13 protein-coding genes, 1 tRNA gene and 3 pseudogenes are annotated in these 15,127 nt (G+C 68.3%); 8 read left to right on the top strand and 9 right to left on the bottom strand.

Annotated elements, in window-relative coordinates; genetic code table 11:
• Positions 1–7: 7 nt before the first annotated feature.
• Positions 8–1,054, bottom strand: coding sequence for an ArgS-related anticodon-binding protein NrtL (gene nrtL, locus AB0I06_RS04725; RefSeq protein ID WP_363117284.1), 1,047 nt, complete (start codon positions 1,052–1,054; stop codon positions 8–10).
• Positions 1,055–1,157: 103 nt separating this feature from the next.
• Entirely contained in the window at positions 1,158–1,670 is a 513-nt protein-coding gene (locus AB0I06_RS04720; protein WP_363117283.1) for a response regulator, read from the bottom strand.
• Between the two features lie 203 nt (positions 1,671–1,873).
• On the opposite strand from AB0I06_RS04720, the gene AB0I06_RS04715 reads away from it, so the two are divergent.
• Positions 1,874–1,945: transfer RNA gene (locus AB0I06_RS04715), tRNA-Arg, on the top strand.
• 232 nt (positions 1,946–2,177) lie between these two features.
• On the opposite strand, the pseudogene AB0I06_RS04710 reads toward AB0I06_RS04715, so the two are convergent.
• Positions 2,178–2,768 (bottom strand): annotated as a pseudogene (locus AB0I06_RS04710) (site-specific integrase); the annotation flags it as partial.
• A 74-nt stretch (positions 2,769–2,842) separates the two neighbouring features.
• Positions 2,843–3,993: pseudogene (locus AB0I06_RS04705) on the bottom strand (replication initiator); the annotation flags it as partial.
• A 57-nt stretch (positions 3,994–4,050) separates the two neighbouring features.
• Here AB0I06_RS04705 and AB0I06_RS04700 point away from each other — a divergent pair.
• Entirely contained in the window at positions 4,051–4,527 is a 477-nt protein-coding gene (locus AB0I06_RS04700; protein ID WP_363117282.1) for a transposase, read from the top strand.
• A gap of 745 nt (positions 4,528–5,272) precedes the next feature.
• On the opposite strand, the gene AB0I06_RS04695 is transcribed toward AB0I06_RS04700, so the two are convergent.
• Positions 5,273–5,524, bottom strand: coding sequence for a hypothetical protein (locus AB0I06_RS04695; protein WP_363117281.1), 252 nt, complete (start codon positions 5,522–5,524; stop codon positions 5,273–5,275).
• Between the two features lie 291 nt (positions 5,525–5,815).
• Here AB0I06_RS04695 and AB0I06_RS04690 point away from each other — a divergent pair, with 291 nt between their 5' ends.
• From AB0I06_RS04690 to AB0I06_RS04680, 3 genes are all read left to right on the top strand, one after another.
• Positions 5,816–6,868, top strand: coding sequence for a DNA cytosine methyltransferase (locus AB0I06_RS04690; RefSeq protein WP_363117280.1), 1,053 nt, complete (start codon positions 5,816–5,818; stop codon positions 6,866–6,868).
• Between the two features lie 21 nt (positions 6,869–6,889).
• Entirely contained in the window at positions 6,890–8,002 is a 1,113-nt protein-coding gene (locus AB0I06_RS04685) for a hypothetical protein (protein WP_363117279.1), read from the top strand.
• 750 nt (positions 8,003–8,752) lie between these two features.
• Positions 8,753–9,193 carry an Asp23/Gls24 family envelope stress response protein gene (locus AB0I06_RS04680; protein WP_363117278.1) on the top strand — a complete coding sequence of 147 codons (441 nt, stop codon included), beginning with the start codon at positions 8,753–8,755 and terminating at the stop codon, positions 9,191–9,193.
• 9 nt (positions 9,194–9,202) lie between these two features.
• Here AB0I06_RS04680 and AB0I06_RS04675 read toward each other — a convergent pair whose 3' ends face one another.
• Positions 9,203–10,078, bottom strand: coding sequence for an MBL fold metallo-hydrolase (locus tag AB0I06_RS04675; RefSeq protein WP_363117277.1), 876 nt, complete (start codon positions 10,076–10,078; stop codon positions 9,203–9,205).
• Between the two features lie 42 nt (positions 10,079–10,120).
• Positions 10,121–11,149 carry a Ku protein gene (locus AB0I06_RS04670; protein ID WP_363117682.1) on the bottom strand — a complete coding sequence of 343 codons (1,029 nt, stop codon included), beginning with the start codon at positions 11,147–11,149 and terminating at the stop codon, positions 10,121–10,123.
• 54 nt (positions 11,150–11,203) lie between these two features.
• Here AB0I06_RS04670 and ligD point away from each other — a divergent pair, with 54 nt between their 5' ends.
• On the top strand, positions 11,204–12,085 hold the full coding sequence (gene ligD, locus AB0I06_RS04665) for a non-homologous end-joining DNA ligase (protein ID WP_363117276.1): 882 nt from the start codon (positions 11,204–11,206) through the stop codon (positions 12,083–12,085).
• 334 nt (positions 12,086–12,419) lie between these two features.
• A pseudogene (locus AB0I06_RS04660) lies at positions 12,420–12,512 on the top strand (IS5/IS1182 family transposase); the annotation flags it as partial.
• A 47-nt stretch (positions 12,513–12,559) separates the two neighbouring features.
• Here AB0I06_RS04660 and AB0I06_RS04655 read toward each other — a convergent pair.
• Both AB0I06_RS04655 and AB0I06_RS04650 read right to left on the bottom strand, forming a co-directional pair.
• The gene (locus AB0I06_RS04655) at positions 12,560–12,982 is read right to left on the bottom strand and encodes a TipAS antibiotic-recognition domain-containing protein (RefSeq protein ID WP_363117275.1); all 423 of its coding nucleotides are present in this window, start codon (positions 12,980–12,982) and stop codon (positions 12,560–12,562) included.
• A gap of 577 nt (positions 12,983–13,559) precedes the next feature.
• Positions 13,560–14,363, bottom strand: coding sequence for a nuclease-related domain-containing protein (locus tag AB0I06_RS04650; RefSeq protein ID WP_363117274.1), 804 nt, complete (start codon positions 14,361–14,363; stop codon positions 13,560–13,562).
• A gap of 119 nt (positions 14,364–14,482) precedes the next feature.
• Here AB0I06_RS04650 and AB0I06_RS04645 point away from each other — a divergent pair, with 119 nt between their 5' ends.
• A complete protein-coding gene (locus AB0I06_RS04645; RefSeq protein ID WP_363117273.1) occupies positions 14,483–14,986 on the top strand; it encodes a dual specificity protein phosphatase family protein in 504 nt (167 codons plus the stop codon).
• The last annotated feature ends 141 nt before the right edge of the window (positions 14,987–15,127 follow it).

The following is a 15,127-nucleotide window of genomic DNA, read 5'->3' as shown; positions in this document are numbered from 1 at the left end:
GTGTCTCTCAGAGATGGTCGGGAGCGTCGATGCCGAGCAGGGACAGGCCGCCGGCCAGCACCGTCCCGGCGGCTTCGGCGAGCGCGAGCCGGGCACGGTGGGCGGCCGAGGGTTTCTCCTCACCGCGGGGCAGCACGGAGGGGAAAAGGGGCATCGCGGCATCGGCGACGGTGACGAGGTGCCGGGCCAGGCGGTCGGGGGTGTGATGCGTGGCGGTGGCGGCGAGGACGCGGGGGTGATCGCCGAGTACGGCGAGCAGCGCGCCCGCTTCGCTCACGGGACCGGGCTCGGGGTGGAAGCCGAGGTCGGCGGCGTTGCGCAGGAGGGCCCGGGTGCGGGCGTGGGCGTACCGGACACGGAAGAGGGGGTTGCTCTCCCGCTGGACGAGGTGGTCGCCGGGGATCCGCGGCCGGTCGTGGGCGGCGGGATGCAGCAGGGCCCAGCGGGCGGCGTCCCGGCCGAGGGGCACGGGATCGAGGGGGGCGGGGACGGGGCTGACGGTGACGGACCGGTCGGGGATGAGGCGGGGCCCCCGGGTGGTGATGTCCGCCCCGAGGACGGACTTCCACTCCGGGGCGGGCCGGCCGGTGCCCTTGACGCGGACGATGTCGCCCTGACTGCGGGCGAGACGGGCCACGACGTCCGTGACCACGACGGCCCGCACCTCTGCCCGGCAGTAGATCTGCAGGACGCTCCCGCTGAACCCGCTCGTCGCGTGCCCGTAGCGCCGCCCGCGCCGCAGGATCTCGTCGACCAGGTCACCGGAGGCGGTGCCGTGCAGGCTGAAGTTCAGGAAGCCGGGCCCGGTGACCACGACGTCGGCGAACCGCTGCTCGTCGAGCAGCCGAGCGCGCAGGACCTCGGCCACGTCACGCGGTGGCCGCCCGGCCGCGCGGGCCAGCTGGAGGGCGATGGTGGAGGCGTAGTCGCCGCGGCCCCCGGGGCCCGGCGGAGCGACCACGGCCCGCTCCGGCACGCTCACGCTGAGCTCACCCTCGTCGACAGCGCGACGCACGGCGTGCAGCACGGTGCGGGAGAGCTCGGCGGGGGTCACGGGACAAGCGTATGGGAGGAAGGGGGTGGGTATGCGAGCCGGTTTCGGTACGGTCCGGGATGTGGACGCGGAGCCTGTTCGGGGCTGTGCACCGGTGACGTGCCTACGGCACGGCGGGCAGGTCCACTTCCTTCACCTGGGCCCCGTCGCCGCCGGCGTCGGGACCGTCACCGAGGCCCCGGCCCCGACCCTGGGCCCGCTCGAGCAACTGCCGGACCATCCGCACGAGTTCGGCGGGCTCGAAGGGCTTGGCGAGGAAGGCGTCGACGCCGGCTTCGAGCCCCGCCTCGATCTCGTGGTGGCCGCAGGCGCTGACCATGGCGAGCGGTACGTCCCTGGTGCGGGGGTCGGCCCGGAGCCGAGCGGCGGTGCGGATCCCGTCCAGCCGCGGCATGACGACGTCGAGGGTCACGACGTCAGGCCGCACCTGATGAACGACTTCCAGACACTCGGCACCATCGGCCGCGGTCACGACCTCCAGCCCCTCAAGCTCGAGGTTGACCCTGATCAACTGCCGGATGACCTTGTTGTCGTCCACGACAAGGACCCGACCCGACGCGCCTGGCACAACTCGAGAGTAGGTCGGCCCCGGCCGTCGCGTCCGGGTTTTCCCCACTTCCACCCCGCACGGACGAGCCGCACCCCCGCCATTCGACAGCGACGACCCGCACGCCGCTCCCGACAGCGACGGCCTACACGCCGCTGCCGACAGCGACGACCCGCACCCCCGCCCCCGGCAGTGGAAACCCGTTCATGACCACCCCGAGGGAGCTGGTAGTGTTCTACCCGTCGCCGCGAGCAACAGCTCCCGCCCGACACGCCCCCGTAGCTCAGGGGATAGAGCAACGGCCTCCGGAGCCGTGTGCGCAGGTTCGAATCCTGCCGGGGGCACCTTGCATGAGGTGCCCAAAGACCCCGCCATCAGCGCTTTCGCTGAGACGGGGTCTTCGCGTATGTGCAGGCGTGTGCTGGTCGGAGCGGCTGTATGTCGGGTGCCGTGGACTATCCGTGAACTGGCCACAGGCCAGGAATCCGCAGGTCAGGGCCGGAAAACGCCGAGGCCCCCGGACCGTAGTACAGGGGCCATCATGCCGCAGGTGCGCGTGTCCGAGGTGTGCCGGGATCAGGTCCCGTCGCCGGGCTCGTCCTCCTGGCCGTCGCCCTCACCGAGAAGCTCGGCGATCCGGCGGTTCGCAACGTCCTGGCGGCCGTCGAGACACTTCGCGTACCGGCTCAGCAGCACTTCGACGCTGTTGCCCGCGCGTTCCGCCACCTCGGTGGGGTCGACGCCAGCGTTGAGCCAGGAGGAGAGCGCGGCGTGCCTCAGGTCGTACGGTCGAGCGGCCAGCGGCGAGGCTACCTGTTCCGGCGTGAGCGCCAGGTACCGGGCCTCGTCCCAGACCCGCCAGTACGTAGTGGAGGCGACCACTCCCCCACGTTCGTTGGCGAACAGCCGCCCGTCCTTGGCGGTGCCGAACTCCTCGATGTGGGCGAGGAGCATGCGGACGAGGCGAGGTGGGATCGGGACGATGCGGGTTTCATTCGTGGGGCGATTCTTGAGGCCGCGGTTGTCGTGAACCTCCCCGGTCCCGGTCCAACGCTTCCCGACGGTCGGGCGGGTCTTCTCCAGGATCAGCGAACCCCACCCGGTCTCCGGCAGCGTGCAGTCCGGACGACGCAGCGCCACAGCTTCCGCCGGCCGAAGCCCGCCGAAGCCACGCATGAGCTTCGTGAGGTAGTGATCAGCAAGCGCGTTGGCGCGGAAGGACTCCGAGAAGACACCTCCCGCGACGGTTCTCCTTCCGTTCCGGGGCGGGTTGAGGGATGCGGCCAGCCAGGCCTCGCCGTTACTGAGGCCGGTTCCGACGAAGACCCAGTGGGCGAGGACGAGCGTGGTTTCGCCGTCCCCGAGGAGCGGCCGTGATGGCTTGGGCGCGGCGCCATTCGGCGCGGGCGTCGCGGAGGGCGCCGAGGGTGGTGGAGTAGCGGCGGGACTTGGTGGAGAAGTGGCCGCGGAAGCCGAGCATGTGGGCCCAGGCGCGCAGGCGGAGGTGTTCGAGGTCCTTGCGGGCGCCGAGGGTCCAGGCCGTTCGGATCATGCGGCGGGCGTGGTCGGTGATCCGGGCCTGTGCGAGTTCGGCGAGGAAGCGGATCGGTCGGTCCAGGGCGCCGGTCGCTGTCTCGGCGCCTTTGGTGGCGTACTTGGCGATGTACGCCGCTACGGCCCGCTCGGACAGCTCCTGGCCGCCGTCAAAGTCGGCCGAGCGGATGGTGCGCACGTCGAGTTGACGGCCGAAGGTGAAGGCGTGGGCGCGGCCGTCGACGTTCGGTCCGTTGACGCGTGTGGCGGTGGCGGCGGCATGGATGGCGTCGGCCAGCAGTTCCCGAAACGCGCGCTGGGTGAGGCCGGCGCGCTTGGCGATCTCACGGCGCAGGTAGATCGAGAAACGCTGCCAGAGGGCTCCGGCGTGTGCGTTCCAGAGGACAGCCGCTTCGTAGTCGTACGCGTCCGGATCGAGGGGCGTACCGAAGACCGGGTCTGTGTCGTCGTGCCGGGCACCGCAGCGGCAGGGCCGTCCGCTGGAGGGTCGGTTGTGGACTGCGCCGAAGCTCGGTGCGGTGAGGGTGGCGAAGACGCGCGGGTGTGTGCCGACCTGTTCGGCGGTGCCCTTGCCGCCGCGGAGTCCGGCGGTGATCAGGTGGAAGGTGTCTCGACGGTAGACCTCCGCACAGGCCGCGCAGCGGGTGGCACGACGGTCGTTGCAGCGGACTAGCGGGGCTTCCGACGAGCAGAGAGGCAAGTCGAGGTGACGGAGAATGCGCCCGCTTTCGCCGGTCGACCGCATACTCGGAGCGGTGGCCTTCAGGGCGGACGTGTTGCCTCCCAAGCCGGAGAGTTGACGGGTCAGCTCGGGCATGGTGCCGGGGGAGGCCAGCATGGAGAGTTCCGCCAGCGGGGGCTGAGTCTGACAGGTGATGATGGGTCTTCCTTTCGGATGCCGCTTCGGCGGTTGGGAGGGACGGCCCGGGGCCCCGGGATGGCGGCGTTTGCCGCACCGGCGCCGACCCCCACGAACGGTGTCGCCTGCTTACGCGCCACCGGCAGACCCATTCACGTGATCAACCCGCTGACCGCCGCCCGCTACGCACTCAGCCGCAAGACGTCCGACCACCTCGACGCCAAGGTCTTGGCAAAACAGTCCTGCGCACCGACCCCGCAGAACACCGGCCCCAGCCAGCGGACAGCCACCTCGCACGCCATCACCATCCTGGTCCGCGCCCAGCAGGACGCCATCTGGGACCGCGTCCGGAGCGGTAACCGACTGCGCTCCCACCCGCGCGAGCACTTCCCGCCTTCCTCACCGTCTCCACGCCCTCCGCGCAGGCCTCGCCTCACCCGTCACCCCCGCTCTGCAGCGCCCACTCCCCCCGGGCCGCCCAGCTCACCCGCGCCCAGTTGCGAGCGATTCTGACGAAGGCCGGGTGTCAGCGGGAGATCACCGGCGAGCATGGGATGTCTGTCTGCGCCCTGGCTGGCCGCGCCCGGCGGTGGGCTGCGTGCAGCGGGTGGCAAGCAAGGGAGGTCACTGCCAGGTCTTTTAGGTCGAAGGCCGCGGCGGCATCGCTGAGCGGTTTATGTGACATGGGTGCGGCCGTCTGTGACCAAAGCGGTAGTGCTGTTGACCAGGCCAGCAACGGAAGGGGTGGCGCCCGGGCCAACGACCGAAGCTGGGCAGAAGGAGCCGGCGGACCGGACCGCTGCCGTCATCGATGCGGCAACGGGGGCGGACCATCGCCGGAAATAGGCTGAGGGGGAGCAGCTGCTGCCGCACGTTGGCGGAGCCCGTCGAGGGCGCTCCGCTAGGCGCACCCTCATTACTTGCAAGGCGAGATCCTACGTCGCGTGTGTTGCGACGCCTCCTCTTTTAATCGCGTGGCTCAGTGTCGTATGGGCGGTGTTCCAGCACAACGCCCCTCAGTCATGCGCGCCGGACAGGAGCAACGCCACGGCGGCGGCCAACACCCGCTCGGCGAACGACTGACGGCAAGAAGTCGCCAACCGAGATTGATAGGCTGATGCAAGTGACACGACCTGACCGTGTCCGAGGCCCCTGGAGTTTACCCAGGGGCCTCATTCGTTGCTGCCTTCGGCCCCACAGGCGGTGAGGCCAGACAGGTCGGTTGTCTGCCGCCAGCCTCACCCTAGGAATGCTGCTGCTAGCCGACCGCGACTGCGACGGCCAAGCGCTGATGCGTGAGGTCACCGACGCCGCGCTCACCGGCTGTTCCCCAGCACCAGAACCCCGCATCCGCAGCCGACCTTGCAGGTACCGCCGGACGGCTCGGGCCTATCGAGGTGACCACCACCGTCGCACCGCCCTGTTTGACGCTCGCCGCTGCCATGCCGCCGACGTTGCCCGTCTCTACCAGCAGTGCTGGGAAGCCGAGACCGTCTTCTTCGTCGCTCAAGGCTGGCCTCCACCACGTCCCGCGCCCACGATTCGCCGGGTCCATCAGGAGGTCTACGCCTACCTGATCACCTGTCAGGCCCTGTGCAACACCACGCGCCAGGCCGCCGGTGGTCCAGCGCCTGCCCGCTTGCCAACCAGCGTACGGCCCCTTGATCACGCTCGACCCCAGACCGAGGTAAATCGCTACACCGCCCCCCCCGCCCATATGCTGTCGGGCCCCGCCGGTACATAATATGACAAAACTACCCAACCCACCGTTGCGTCATAGCGATAGACTACTCTGCTAGCCATGCCCGACGACACGTTCATCGACCTGTTCTCTGGCGCTGGAGGCCTGACTTTCGGCCTCCAGCGCGCCGGCTTGACACCAATCTACGCGCTCGACGCATGGTCGGACGCGATCGATACCTACAGGCTGAATCTCCCGGGCCACACGGCAGAGTGCGGCGACGTGGCGGACCTTACTGCAAATAAAATGAAAAGCATCATTCCGCAGCGTCCAAACTGGGTAGTGGGCGGCCCTCCATGCCAGGGATACAGCACCGTAGGAAAGAGGAACCGGAACGATCAGCGCAATCGACTTTTCGAACACTTCCGGCGAATTGTGCAATATCTCGAACCGGACGGTTTCGTTCTTGAGAACGTGCTCGGACTCAAAGACATGAGCTATGAGCAGGAGGTCGCCGAAGCGTTCAGGGAAATCGGATATCGAGTCCGCTTCCAGGTAGCGAGCGCAGCTGATCATGGAGTCCCACAACTTCGCCGTCGAGTCCTCTTTGTAGGACACCGGGAAGCAGACTTCAAAGGTCTCGATCCGCTCTTGCAAGCCGACCAGTATGTGTCCGTAGAACAAGCCATCGGAGACCTTCCAAAGCTTCAACCTGGAGAATCGGCGACTATGTACGATGCTCCGGCGAAGTCAGACTTCCAAAGACTCATGCGTGAGGAAATGATTGAACTCCAAGGGCATACTGCATCAAAACACCCTCCGCATCTCGTGGAAGCCATTTCCCACATCCCTGACGGCGGAAATAGAACGTCGATCCCCGACCATCTGCAGCCGAAGTCGGGTTTCCATAATTCTTATAGCCGGCTAGCGTCGTGGCTACCAGCGGTTGCAGTCACACAAAATATGGGCAAGCCTAGCGGCACCAGGTGCATCCATCCTAAGCAGGATCGAGGTCTCACAACTCGAGAAGGCGCAAGGCTTCAGTCATTCCCGGACTCCTTCTTCTTCACAGGCCCCTCGACGAGCCAGCGCCTCCAAGTGGCAAACGCCGTGCCGCCGCTCCTCGCAGAATCACTCGGCCGCTCCCTGCTCGACCCCGATCACTGGGCGTAGCCCCTTGGCTAGGATGGCGCCATGACTAGCCAGTTCGACAAGCCGCTGAGCGAGTTCGAGGACGCCCTTGAGCTGCCAGCAGGGTTCACTACGCGCGATCTAGACGGTGTTGATAGCCATGCTGTTGCAGCTATCGCATGGCTGGCACATGAACGACCTGAGCGTCAGAACTTTTGGCCTGCGCTCTGCTTGGCGTTCATCGCTCAGGCGGAGAAACTCCTCGGCCACCTTGGTACGTCTCAGCAAGCGGACGCCTTCACGCAAATTGCACGTAAGGTGACATCGGCCGCAAAGGCCGTAGATCAGCTAGTCTGGATAGCGCCAGACGGTACAGAAGTTCCTGTCCGGCGATTCTATAACGCAGCAGCTGAAGTCATCATTGGCCGAATGCGCCGGGAGCATCCATCAGCACCTGGGCACGCGACATCTAAATGGCTCATGTATGAGCCATTTATCGCAAGTATCCTGGCCACGAGCCCTAGCGGTAGACGCGCGATTGCCGAATGGGTGTGGGAAATGGGGGTCCTCGCTAGGCCAAAGACCATAAGCACGATTCACCGAATTCGCCAGCCTCGCCCGTTTTTTGAGATCATCGAGTCGCTGGACACCGGCTCCGGGACCACCGGAGGAGCAATGTTTCAAGCCATAGTGTACGGGTATCTCTACGCTGACTCTCCAACATTGACTGTCGTTTCCCAGAGAGTTAATACAGGGTCACGGAGAGCTGGCGTGATCGGGGACGTGAGTGGATATCTAGGAGAAAATGTCGTACTGGCCGCCGAGGCTAAAGATAAGCACCTGGGCAAATCCGATGAAGCAGACCTACTGACTTTTATTGAAGAGTCTTCCGCGTTCCCTGATCTCGACGCAGTTGTTTTTGCCCGCTCGTTCGATCCCTATATCCTCGCAAGACTCGAAGAAAATAGCGTCAGAACATTCTCCACGGAAGAGATGCTCCGCACTGTTCGGCTTTGGGATGTCCCGAAACAGGAGAACGCCGTTCGCGCAATGCGTTTCTTCCTGGGGCATATTCAGAAGAATCAGCGTCTAGTTGACCGAGTTGAAGACTTCCTACAGGAACTCAAAGCCAACAGTCCGACATCACCCACAGAGCTACCAACGGAGATTGAATAAATGGGATCGGGTAGTTCTTCACTACGGGGCTTGTATTCCTGACCGGTCACCCGCCAAGGTCAGAGCGGTGTCAGCAAGGCAGCAGTGGATCACGTTGAGCCAGTACGGGGTCTGCTTCAGCCTGCGTTCGAAGACCTTGGCCACCTAGAAGACTCTGCGGCGGCAAGGTCACTGATGCAGTGTTTGCCCGTGACCAGATGCGCTCGCATGGGTTGATGTCGGTTAAGTAGGTGGGCGGTTGGAAACACGGCAGTCAGTTCGGAGTCCTGATCTATGAACTCCCGCATGCCACTGGGCAGCGCTACGTCGGCGTCCTGTCTACCCGTCGCCCTGAAGCGGGGTCACCGATGTCGCGGACTATCTGTGGACAGACCCCGGCCGATCGAGCGTCCGTAAGGCGCGCTGACAGTAGCTTCCTCAGAGAGCCAAGGGTCCTCGGGAGCCGTGTACGCAGGTCTGCATCCTGCCGGGGCACACGCCTAGTCACCTAAATTCTCGCTCTTGACTTGGTGGATGCCGACGCAAGAGGGCATGGAGTCGGCCTCATTGACTCCCGCCCCTCTTGCGTCCTGTCCCCTCAGCCAGGTCCCGGTCTCGGCGTGCCCCGTGGCAGGGGGCGTGCCGCCTCACCCGGGAGGGGTGAGGCGGCAGAGGGGAACAGAACCGCACTTTCGCCCCATACGCACCATTGTTCTACCGTGGAGAGGAACGATGCTGCTCATCCCTCACCGATTCTTCGAGGTGACGGTCATGACGGAGACCACTCAGCGCAGTAACACATCGCAGGACGGCCTGGGCGCTCCCGGGACGCGTGGGAGTACCGCCATCGCGGACCCGGTCGTCGCGAAGATCGCGGGTATGGCGGCCCGGGAGATTCCGGAGGTGCATCATCTCGGTGGCGGGATGACCAGGGCCTTGCGTCAGCGGGTGCCGGGCGGGGGCGGTGGGGTCACCCAGGGGGTCAAGGTGGAGGTGGGCGAGCGCCAGGCCGCCGTTGATCTCGCGCTGGTCGTCGAGTACGGCGCCGCCATCGCCGACACCGCCGCTGACGTCCGTACCAACGTCATCAACGCGGTGGAGCGGATGACCGGGCTCGAGGTCGTGGAGGTCAACATCGCGGTCGGCGACGTCCATCTGCCGGACGAGGAGGAGGGCGAGGACGAGCAGCAGGAGGGCAGGCGGGTGGCCTGAGGCCGGGAGTCAGCCGGCCTTCGGGGCCGTCCCGGGAGCGCACGGGACGCGGACGTGTGCGCCGTGGCCGCAGTGGAGGACCCGTTCGCCGAGGCCGATCCGGTCGGCCTCGGCCAGGAACTCCGACAGGGGCGAGCGCATCACCGTGTAGTCCCCGTAGTGGACGGGCAACACGAGCCGGGGGGCCAGGCGGCGGGCCAGTTCGGCGCCCTGGGAGCCGTCCATGGTGACCACGAAGCCGCCGGGGAGGCGGGTGCCGCCCAGGTGGAGGACGGCGAGGTCGGCCGCCGGGAAGCGTTCGGTGATCTCGGTGAGGCCGTCGTACAGGAGCGTGTCGCCCGAGACGTAGAGGCGCATATGGGGCGGGCCTCCGGCCGGGCCGAACTCGAGCATGCTTCCCATCACCGGCGGCAGCATCCTGCGCAGCATCGCGTGACCGGCGTGCCTGCCGGGCAGTGCGGTGACGGTGACCTGTGTGCCGTCGCGCTGGAGGGTGAGCGCCTTCCAGGTGCGCAGCCCCGCCGTGCGGTGGAAACCGTGCACCGCCCTGAGGCGGCGTGCCGCGTGCGGAGTGGTCAGGATCGGCACGGTGTGGTCCAGGTGCCGGCGGGCGCGGCGGTCCCAGTGGTCTCCGTGCAGGTGTGACAGCACGACGGCGTCGAGGCGCGGCAGTTCGTGGACGTCGAGGGCCGGTTCGGTCAGACGGCGGCTCACCAGGCCGTAGCCGAGGTAGGCGTACTGGCCCCGGTGCAGGAAGTTCGGGTCGGTGAGCAGGGTGAGCGGGCCGTACGACAGCAGGACGGTCGCGTTGCCGATGAAGTGGATGTCGAGCGCGTCGTCGGTGCCGTGGTGCGTGGGGTGTGTGGGGTGTGTGGGGTACGGCATGGTGCCCCTCCAGCCTGTCTTCGGGACTGATGGCCCGGGGGGTCAGGCCGAGCGTTTGCGTGATGCCGACTTCTTCGCCGCCGTCTTCTTCGCGGTGCTCTTCGACGCCGTCTTCTTGGCCGTGCCCTGGCCCGACTTCGCCGTCGACTTCTTCGCCGCCGTGGTCTTCTTGGCCGCCGTCTTCTTGGCGGTGGACGTCGACTTCTTGCCGCCGGTCTGCTTGGGGGCCGCCCGGGCCGTCTTGCGCTGCGGGAGCGGCTTCACCTCGGCGTGCTCGGCCTCCTCGCCACGGGATTCGCGGGCCGCGCGGACGCTGTTCTCCAGGGCCGCCATCAGGTCCAGGACCTTGCCGCCCGTGGGCGCTTCCGGGGCCTGGGGCGGGGCCTCGCCGGCGGCCTTCGCGGCGATGACCTCCTCCACGGCCTCGCGGTACTCGTCGTGCAGGTCCTCCAGGTCGACCTCGCCGAGGGTGTCCATCAGGGCGTCGGCCAGGTCCAGTTCCTGGTCACGGACGGTGACGTTGGTCTCGGGGGCCAGGCCTTCCGGGGCGCGGACCTCGTCAGGCCACAGCAGGCCGTGCATGGCGATGGCCTCGCCGACGACCCTGAGCATGCCCAGGCGCTCCCTGCCGCGCAGGGCGAATTTGGCGATCGCCACCTTGTTGCTGCGCTTCAGCGCCTCCCGCAGCAGGGTGTACGGCTTCGCCGCCGGGGCGCCGCTGGCTTGCAGGTAGTACGCGGCGTCCATCTGGAGGGGGTCGATCCGGTCGGCCGGGACGAAGGCGACGATCTCGATCGTCTTGGCCGTCGGGAGCGGCAGGCTGGACAGATCCTCCTCGGTGATCGGGATGATCGTGCCGTCCGCGTCCTCGTAGCCCTTGCCGATCTCTCCCTGGGTGACCTCCCGGTCCTCCAGTTCGCAGAACTTGCGGTAGCGGATGCGGCCGCCGTCCTCGGTGTGGATCTGGCGGAAGGAGATCGAGTGGCTCTCGGTGGCGTTCACCAGCTTGATCGGAATGCTGACCAGGCCGAACGAGATGGCGCCGTTCCAGATGGATCTCACGTGCAGCACCCTTCCGGTCACGCTCGGGAGTGTTCGTCACGGTTTGCGTGGGATTCTTATCGTATGGCGCCTATCACCGAGGTGGAGGGGCGACGGCTCGCTCTCAGCAATCTGGAGAAGGTGCTGTATCCCGCCACCGGCTTCACCAAGGGCGAGGTGCTGCACTACTACGCGACCGTCGCCGAGGTTCTGTTGCCCCATCTGCGTGATCGGGCGGTGTCCTTCCTGCGCTATCCCGACGGGCCGGACGGGCAGGTGTTCTTCACCAAGAACGTGCCGCCGGGTACGCCCGAGTGGGTCACCACCGCCGAGGTGCCCCGGGTCGAGGGGCCCTCGCGGATGGTCCTGGTGCAGGATCTGCCGAGTCTGATGTGGGCGGCCAACCTCGTCACCGAGTTCCACACCCACCAGTGGCTCGTGGACACGCCGGACGAGGCCGACCGGATCGTCTTCGACCTCGATCCCGGGGCGCCGGCGGGCATCGTGCAGTGCTGCGAGGTCGCGCTGTGGCTGCGGGAGCGGCTCGCGCGCGACGGCATCGAGACCTGCGCGAAGACCTCCGGCTCGAAGGGGCTGCATCTGCTCGCCGCCGTGCGCGGGGCCTCCTCCGAGCGGGTGTCCGAGTACGCCAAGGCGCTCGCCGTCGAGGCCGAGAAGGCCATGCCGCGGCTCGCGCTGCACCGGATGACCAGGAGCCTTCGGCCCGGGAAGGTCTTCGTCGACTGGAGCCAGAACGCCGCCCGCAAGACGACCGCGACGCCCTACACCCTCCGGGCCCGCGCGGAACCGACCGTCTCGGCGCCGGTGACCTGGGCGGAGATCGAGGACTGCCGCGCCCCCGGGCGGCTGGACTTCCGCGCCGGGGACATCGCACCGCGGGTGCAGGACTTCGGGGACCTGCTCGCGCCGCTGCTGGACGCGGACTCGGCCGGGGTGCTGCCTTAGCCGGGGGTCGTCGAGTGCGGGGGCTGTCGAGCGGAGGCTGTCGCGGCGGCCGGGGGCCAGGGGCCGTTCGGACGTGCCTGTCGTAGCCGGGGGCCCTGTGCTGCCGTTTCGGGGTGCCGTCATGGCCGGGCCCTGCGCTGCCGTTCCGGGGTGCCGTCATTGCCGGGGCCTGCGGTGCCGTTTCAGGGTGCCGTCATTGGCGGGTACTGCTGTGCCGTTCCGGGGGGTGCTGTCGCGGCCAGGGCTCTGTGCCGCCCTTCGGGTGCCGTCGTAACCGGGTCGCTGCGCTGCCGTTCCAGGGTGGCGTCATGGCCGGGGCCTGCGCTGGAGGCCGGGCCGGCCACGCCTCCGCCCCGACCGCGTGCGGGCCGATAAGGCGTACGCCTCCCGCAAGAACCGCGCCTACCTGCACCGACGCGGGATCCGCTGCTGGGGCCTACCCCGTCCGTGCGTGTCCTGGCCCGTGTCGCCCGACTATGCCGAAGCCTCGGCCCCTGCGCTGGGGGCGAACCCGCTCCCCTGCTCGGCGAACACCTTGATCGCGGCGCCCAGGAACTCCGCCATCCCCGGGTGGTAGGAATCGTGGAACGCCCTCATGGCCTCGTCCTCGGCGTAGAAGAGCGACATGCCGACGTAAGCCTCCCTGGAGGGGGTGTAGAAACGGCTAACAATGTCGAAGTGCCTGCGGACGAGCTCCTGGATCTGCTGGTCCCCTGGCAGGGAGCCACCGTCCAGGAAAGCCGTGATCTCCCGGTACAGCACGTCCCAGTCCCGGTGAACCCGCTCCCTGTCCACATGCTCCCAGTTGTTGGTCCCGGCAACGCTCTTCGCCTGCTCCTCGGCCAACGACCGGCGACACACGTCCTCGTAACTGTTCCCCACCGCACCGGTCCCCATCGTCTCGTCCCCTCTCCGGCGGACCCCCGAGAGGCCGCCGACATGTCGACATCAACCGGCCGCCGATGATCAACTGCCGGTCCAGGCCGAACGGTGACACACAGCCACCGGGTGGGCAAACCATTTCTCGGCCCCTCCGGCGCTCCGTCCCGGTCAGCCGGCGGCGACGTGCGCGACGGGGCGGCCGGAACGGACACAGTTCGACCAGCGGTCGCCTGCCATGAACGGTCGGCCGGGCATTACGGTGGGACACGAAGACCTGCGTGCGGTGTGTTCCTAGACAGCTCCACCACATCGGAGGTCTTCGCCATGTTCAAGACCCGCCAGCGTTAACAACGCTCGTGATCAATACACCTAGCCGGGTGGGTGCCCTGCCGGGACACCGTCGCGCCGGAACGCCGTCCTCCACGACCCTGCCGTGCCAGGACGCCGTCTCTCGCCGGGCTATCTTCCCAGCCCCGGCGCGCTGTGCCCCGGGCCCGGGAGCCCGGCAGTCGGTGGGCAGCCCGGCTCGGCGGCGGTCCGGGCCTCGGTGGGGTGACGCGCTGGGCCGGACCGCTGTCGGGTCAATGGCGCCTCACACCCGCGTCCAGGTGTTCCGGTCACGGGCCATCGCGTGCAGGGCCTCCACGTCCGCCGGTTTCAGGACTCCGCCGCGGCGGGCCAGTACCTCCACCTCCCGGGCCGTCACGACCTGGACGTCCCGCGGGGCGGCCGGGATCGACACCGCCGCCGGGTCCACCAGGGCGAGGACGGGGCGGACCTCTGCCGTCAGGGCGTAGGAGGCGCGGTCGGCGTCGGTGCGCAGGCGGCGCAGCAGGGGCTGGGGGTCGCGGCGGCCCAGCGTGATCATGGGGTCGGCGATCCGGACGCGCTGCTTGCGGGCGTGCAGGGTGTGGACGGCGTAGAGGCCGCCGGGGCCGATCAGCAGGTGGTGAACGCGGTCACCGCCGGGGAGCGGCACGGAGTGCAGGGTGTGCCAGCCCGCGCCGTCGAGAGCGTCCAGGGCGTCGCCGACCGTCTGCTCGGCCGCCAGGGCCCTGCGGCGCGGGTCGGGTCGCAGCCGGTGTGCGGGGCCGGGGTCGCGGTCGAGGGCGACGATGAGGGCCTCGCCGGGGCGGTTGGGGGCCAGGTCGTCGTCGGGGTGGAGGCTGAGGCGGGCCAGTTCGGCGGGGGTCGGCACCGGGGGCGGCCCCACGGTCACCGGCCCGGTGATGAAAGGGCCGAGAGTTCGCAGGACGTCGTCCTCGCGGTCCTCGCCGAGCAGGTTCACCCGGCCCGCCTCACGGTCGTACCAGGCGATGTTCCTGCCGTCCGGGAGGCAGACGTACAGCCGCTCCCGGCCGTGCCGCCAGGTCGGTATGACGCGCAGTCCGTTCATGCACCATCACCCCAGTCCATGGGAACAGGCGGGGTGCTGCGGGGGCAAGAACCCGGTTACCTTGGAGAGGAGTTGGGCCTGCCCGCGGACCCTCGGGCGGTGATGGTGGGGAGGCGCCGTTGCGTACCCGCAGTAAACCCGACGTGCCCGCTCCTCAGAGCCCGTGGAGCGAGGTCGTCCCGGGCCTCTGGATGGGCGGCCACGAGTACACGGGGTCCTTGGGGCACCTGGAGTTCGCCGTCGTACGGAACGAGTTCGACCTCGTGCAGACGTTGCTGCGGCTGCCGGGGCACGGGCCGGATCCGGGCGTCCGGCACCATGTGTGGCCGATCCCCGACGGGCCGCTGGACGGGACCCAGCTCGCCGGGGTGATCCGGCTGGCCGAGGCCGCTTGCGAGGCGATGGACGAGGGGCGCCGGGTACTCGTCCGCTGTTACCACGGGTACAACCGCTCCGGCCTCGTCGTCGCGCACGCGCTGATGCGTCAGGGCAGTTCCGCCGAGGCGGCGATCCGGCTGATCCGGGCCCGTCGCTCGCCCTGGGCGCTGCACAACGACCTGTTCGTCGCGTACCTGCGGGCCGGGCTCGCCACGGCCCGGCTGCTGGAGGAACTCACCGAGTAGCACCTCGCGCGCACGGCCGCCCATGTCCACACGGCCTCACCCAGACGCCCGCGCGCCACGGCCACGTCCGCACGCCACGGTCACGTCCGCACGCCACGGTGCGCGCATGCGGCCGCACGCATACGGCCGCCCTCCCGCGCA

Origin of the sequence: Streptomyces sp. NPDC050674 (assembly GCF_040654575.1) — a bacterium.
Taxonomy (GTDB): domain Bacteria; phylum Actinomycetota; class Actinomycetes; order Streptomycetales; family Streptomycetaceae; genus Streptomyces.
Note: the sequence above shows the minus strand (reverse complement) of the source record. Positions and strands in the feature narration are given on the sequence as shown.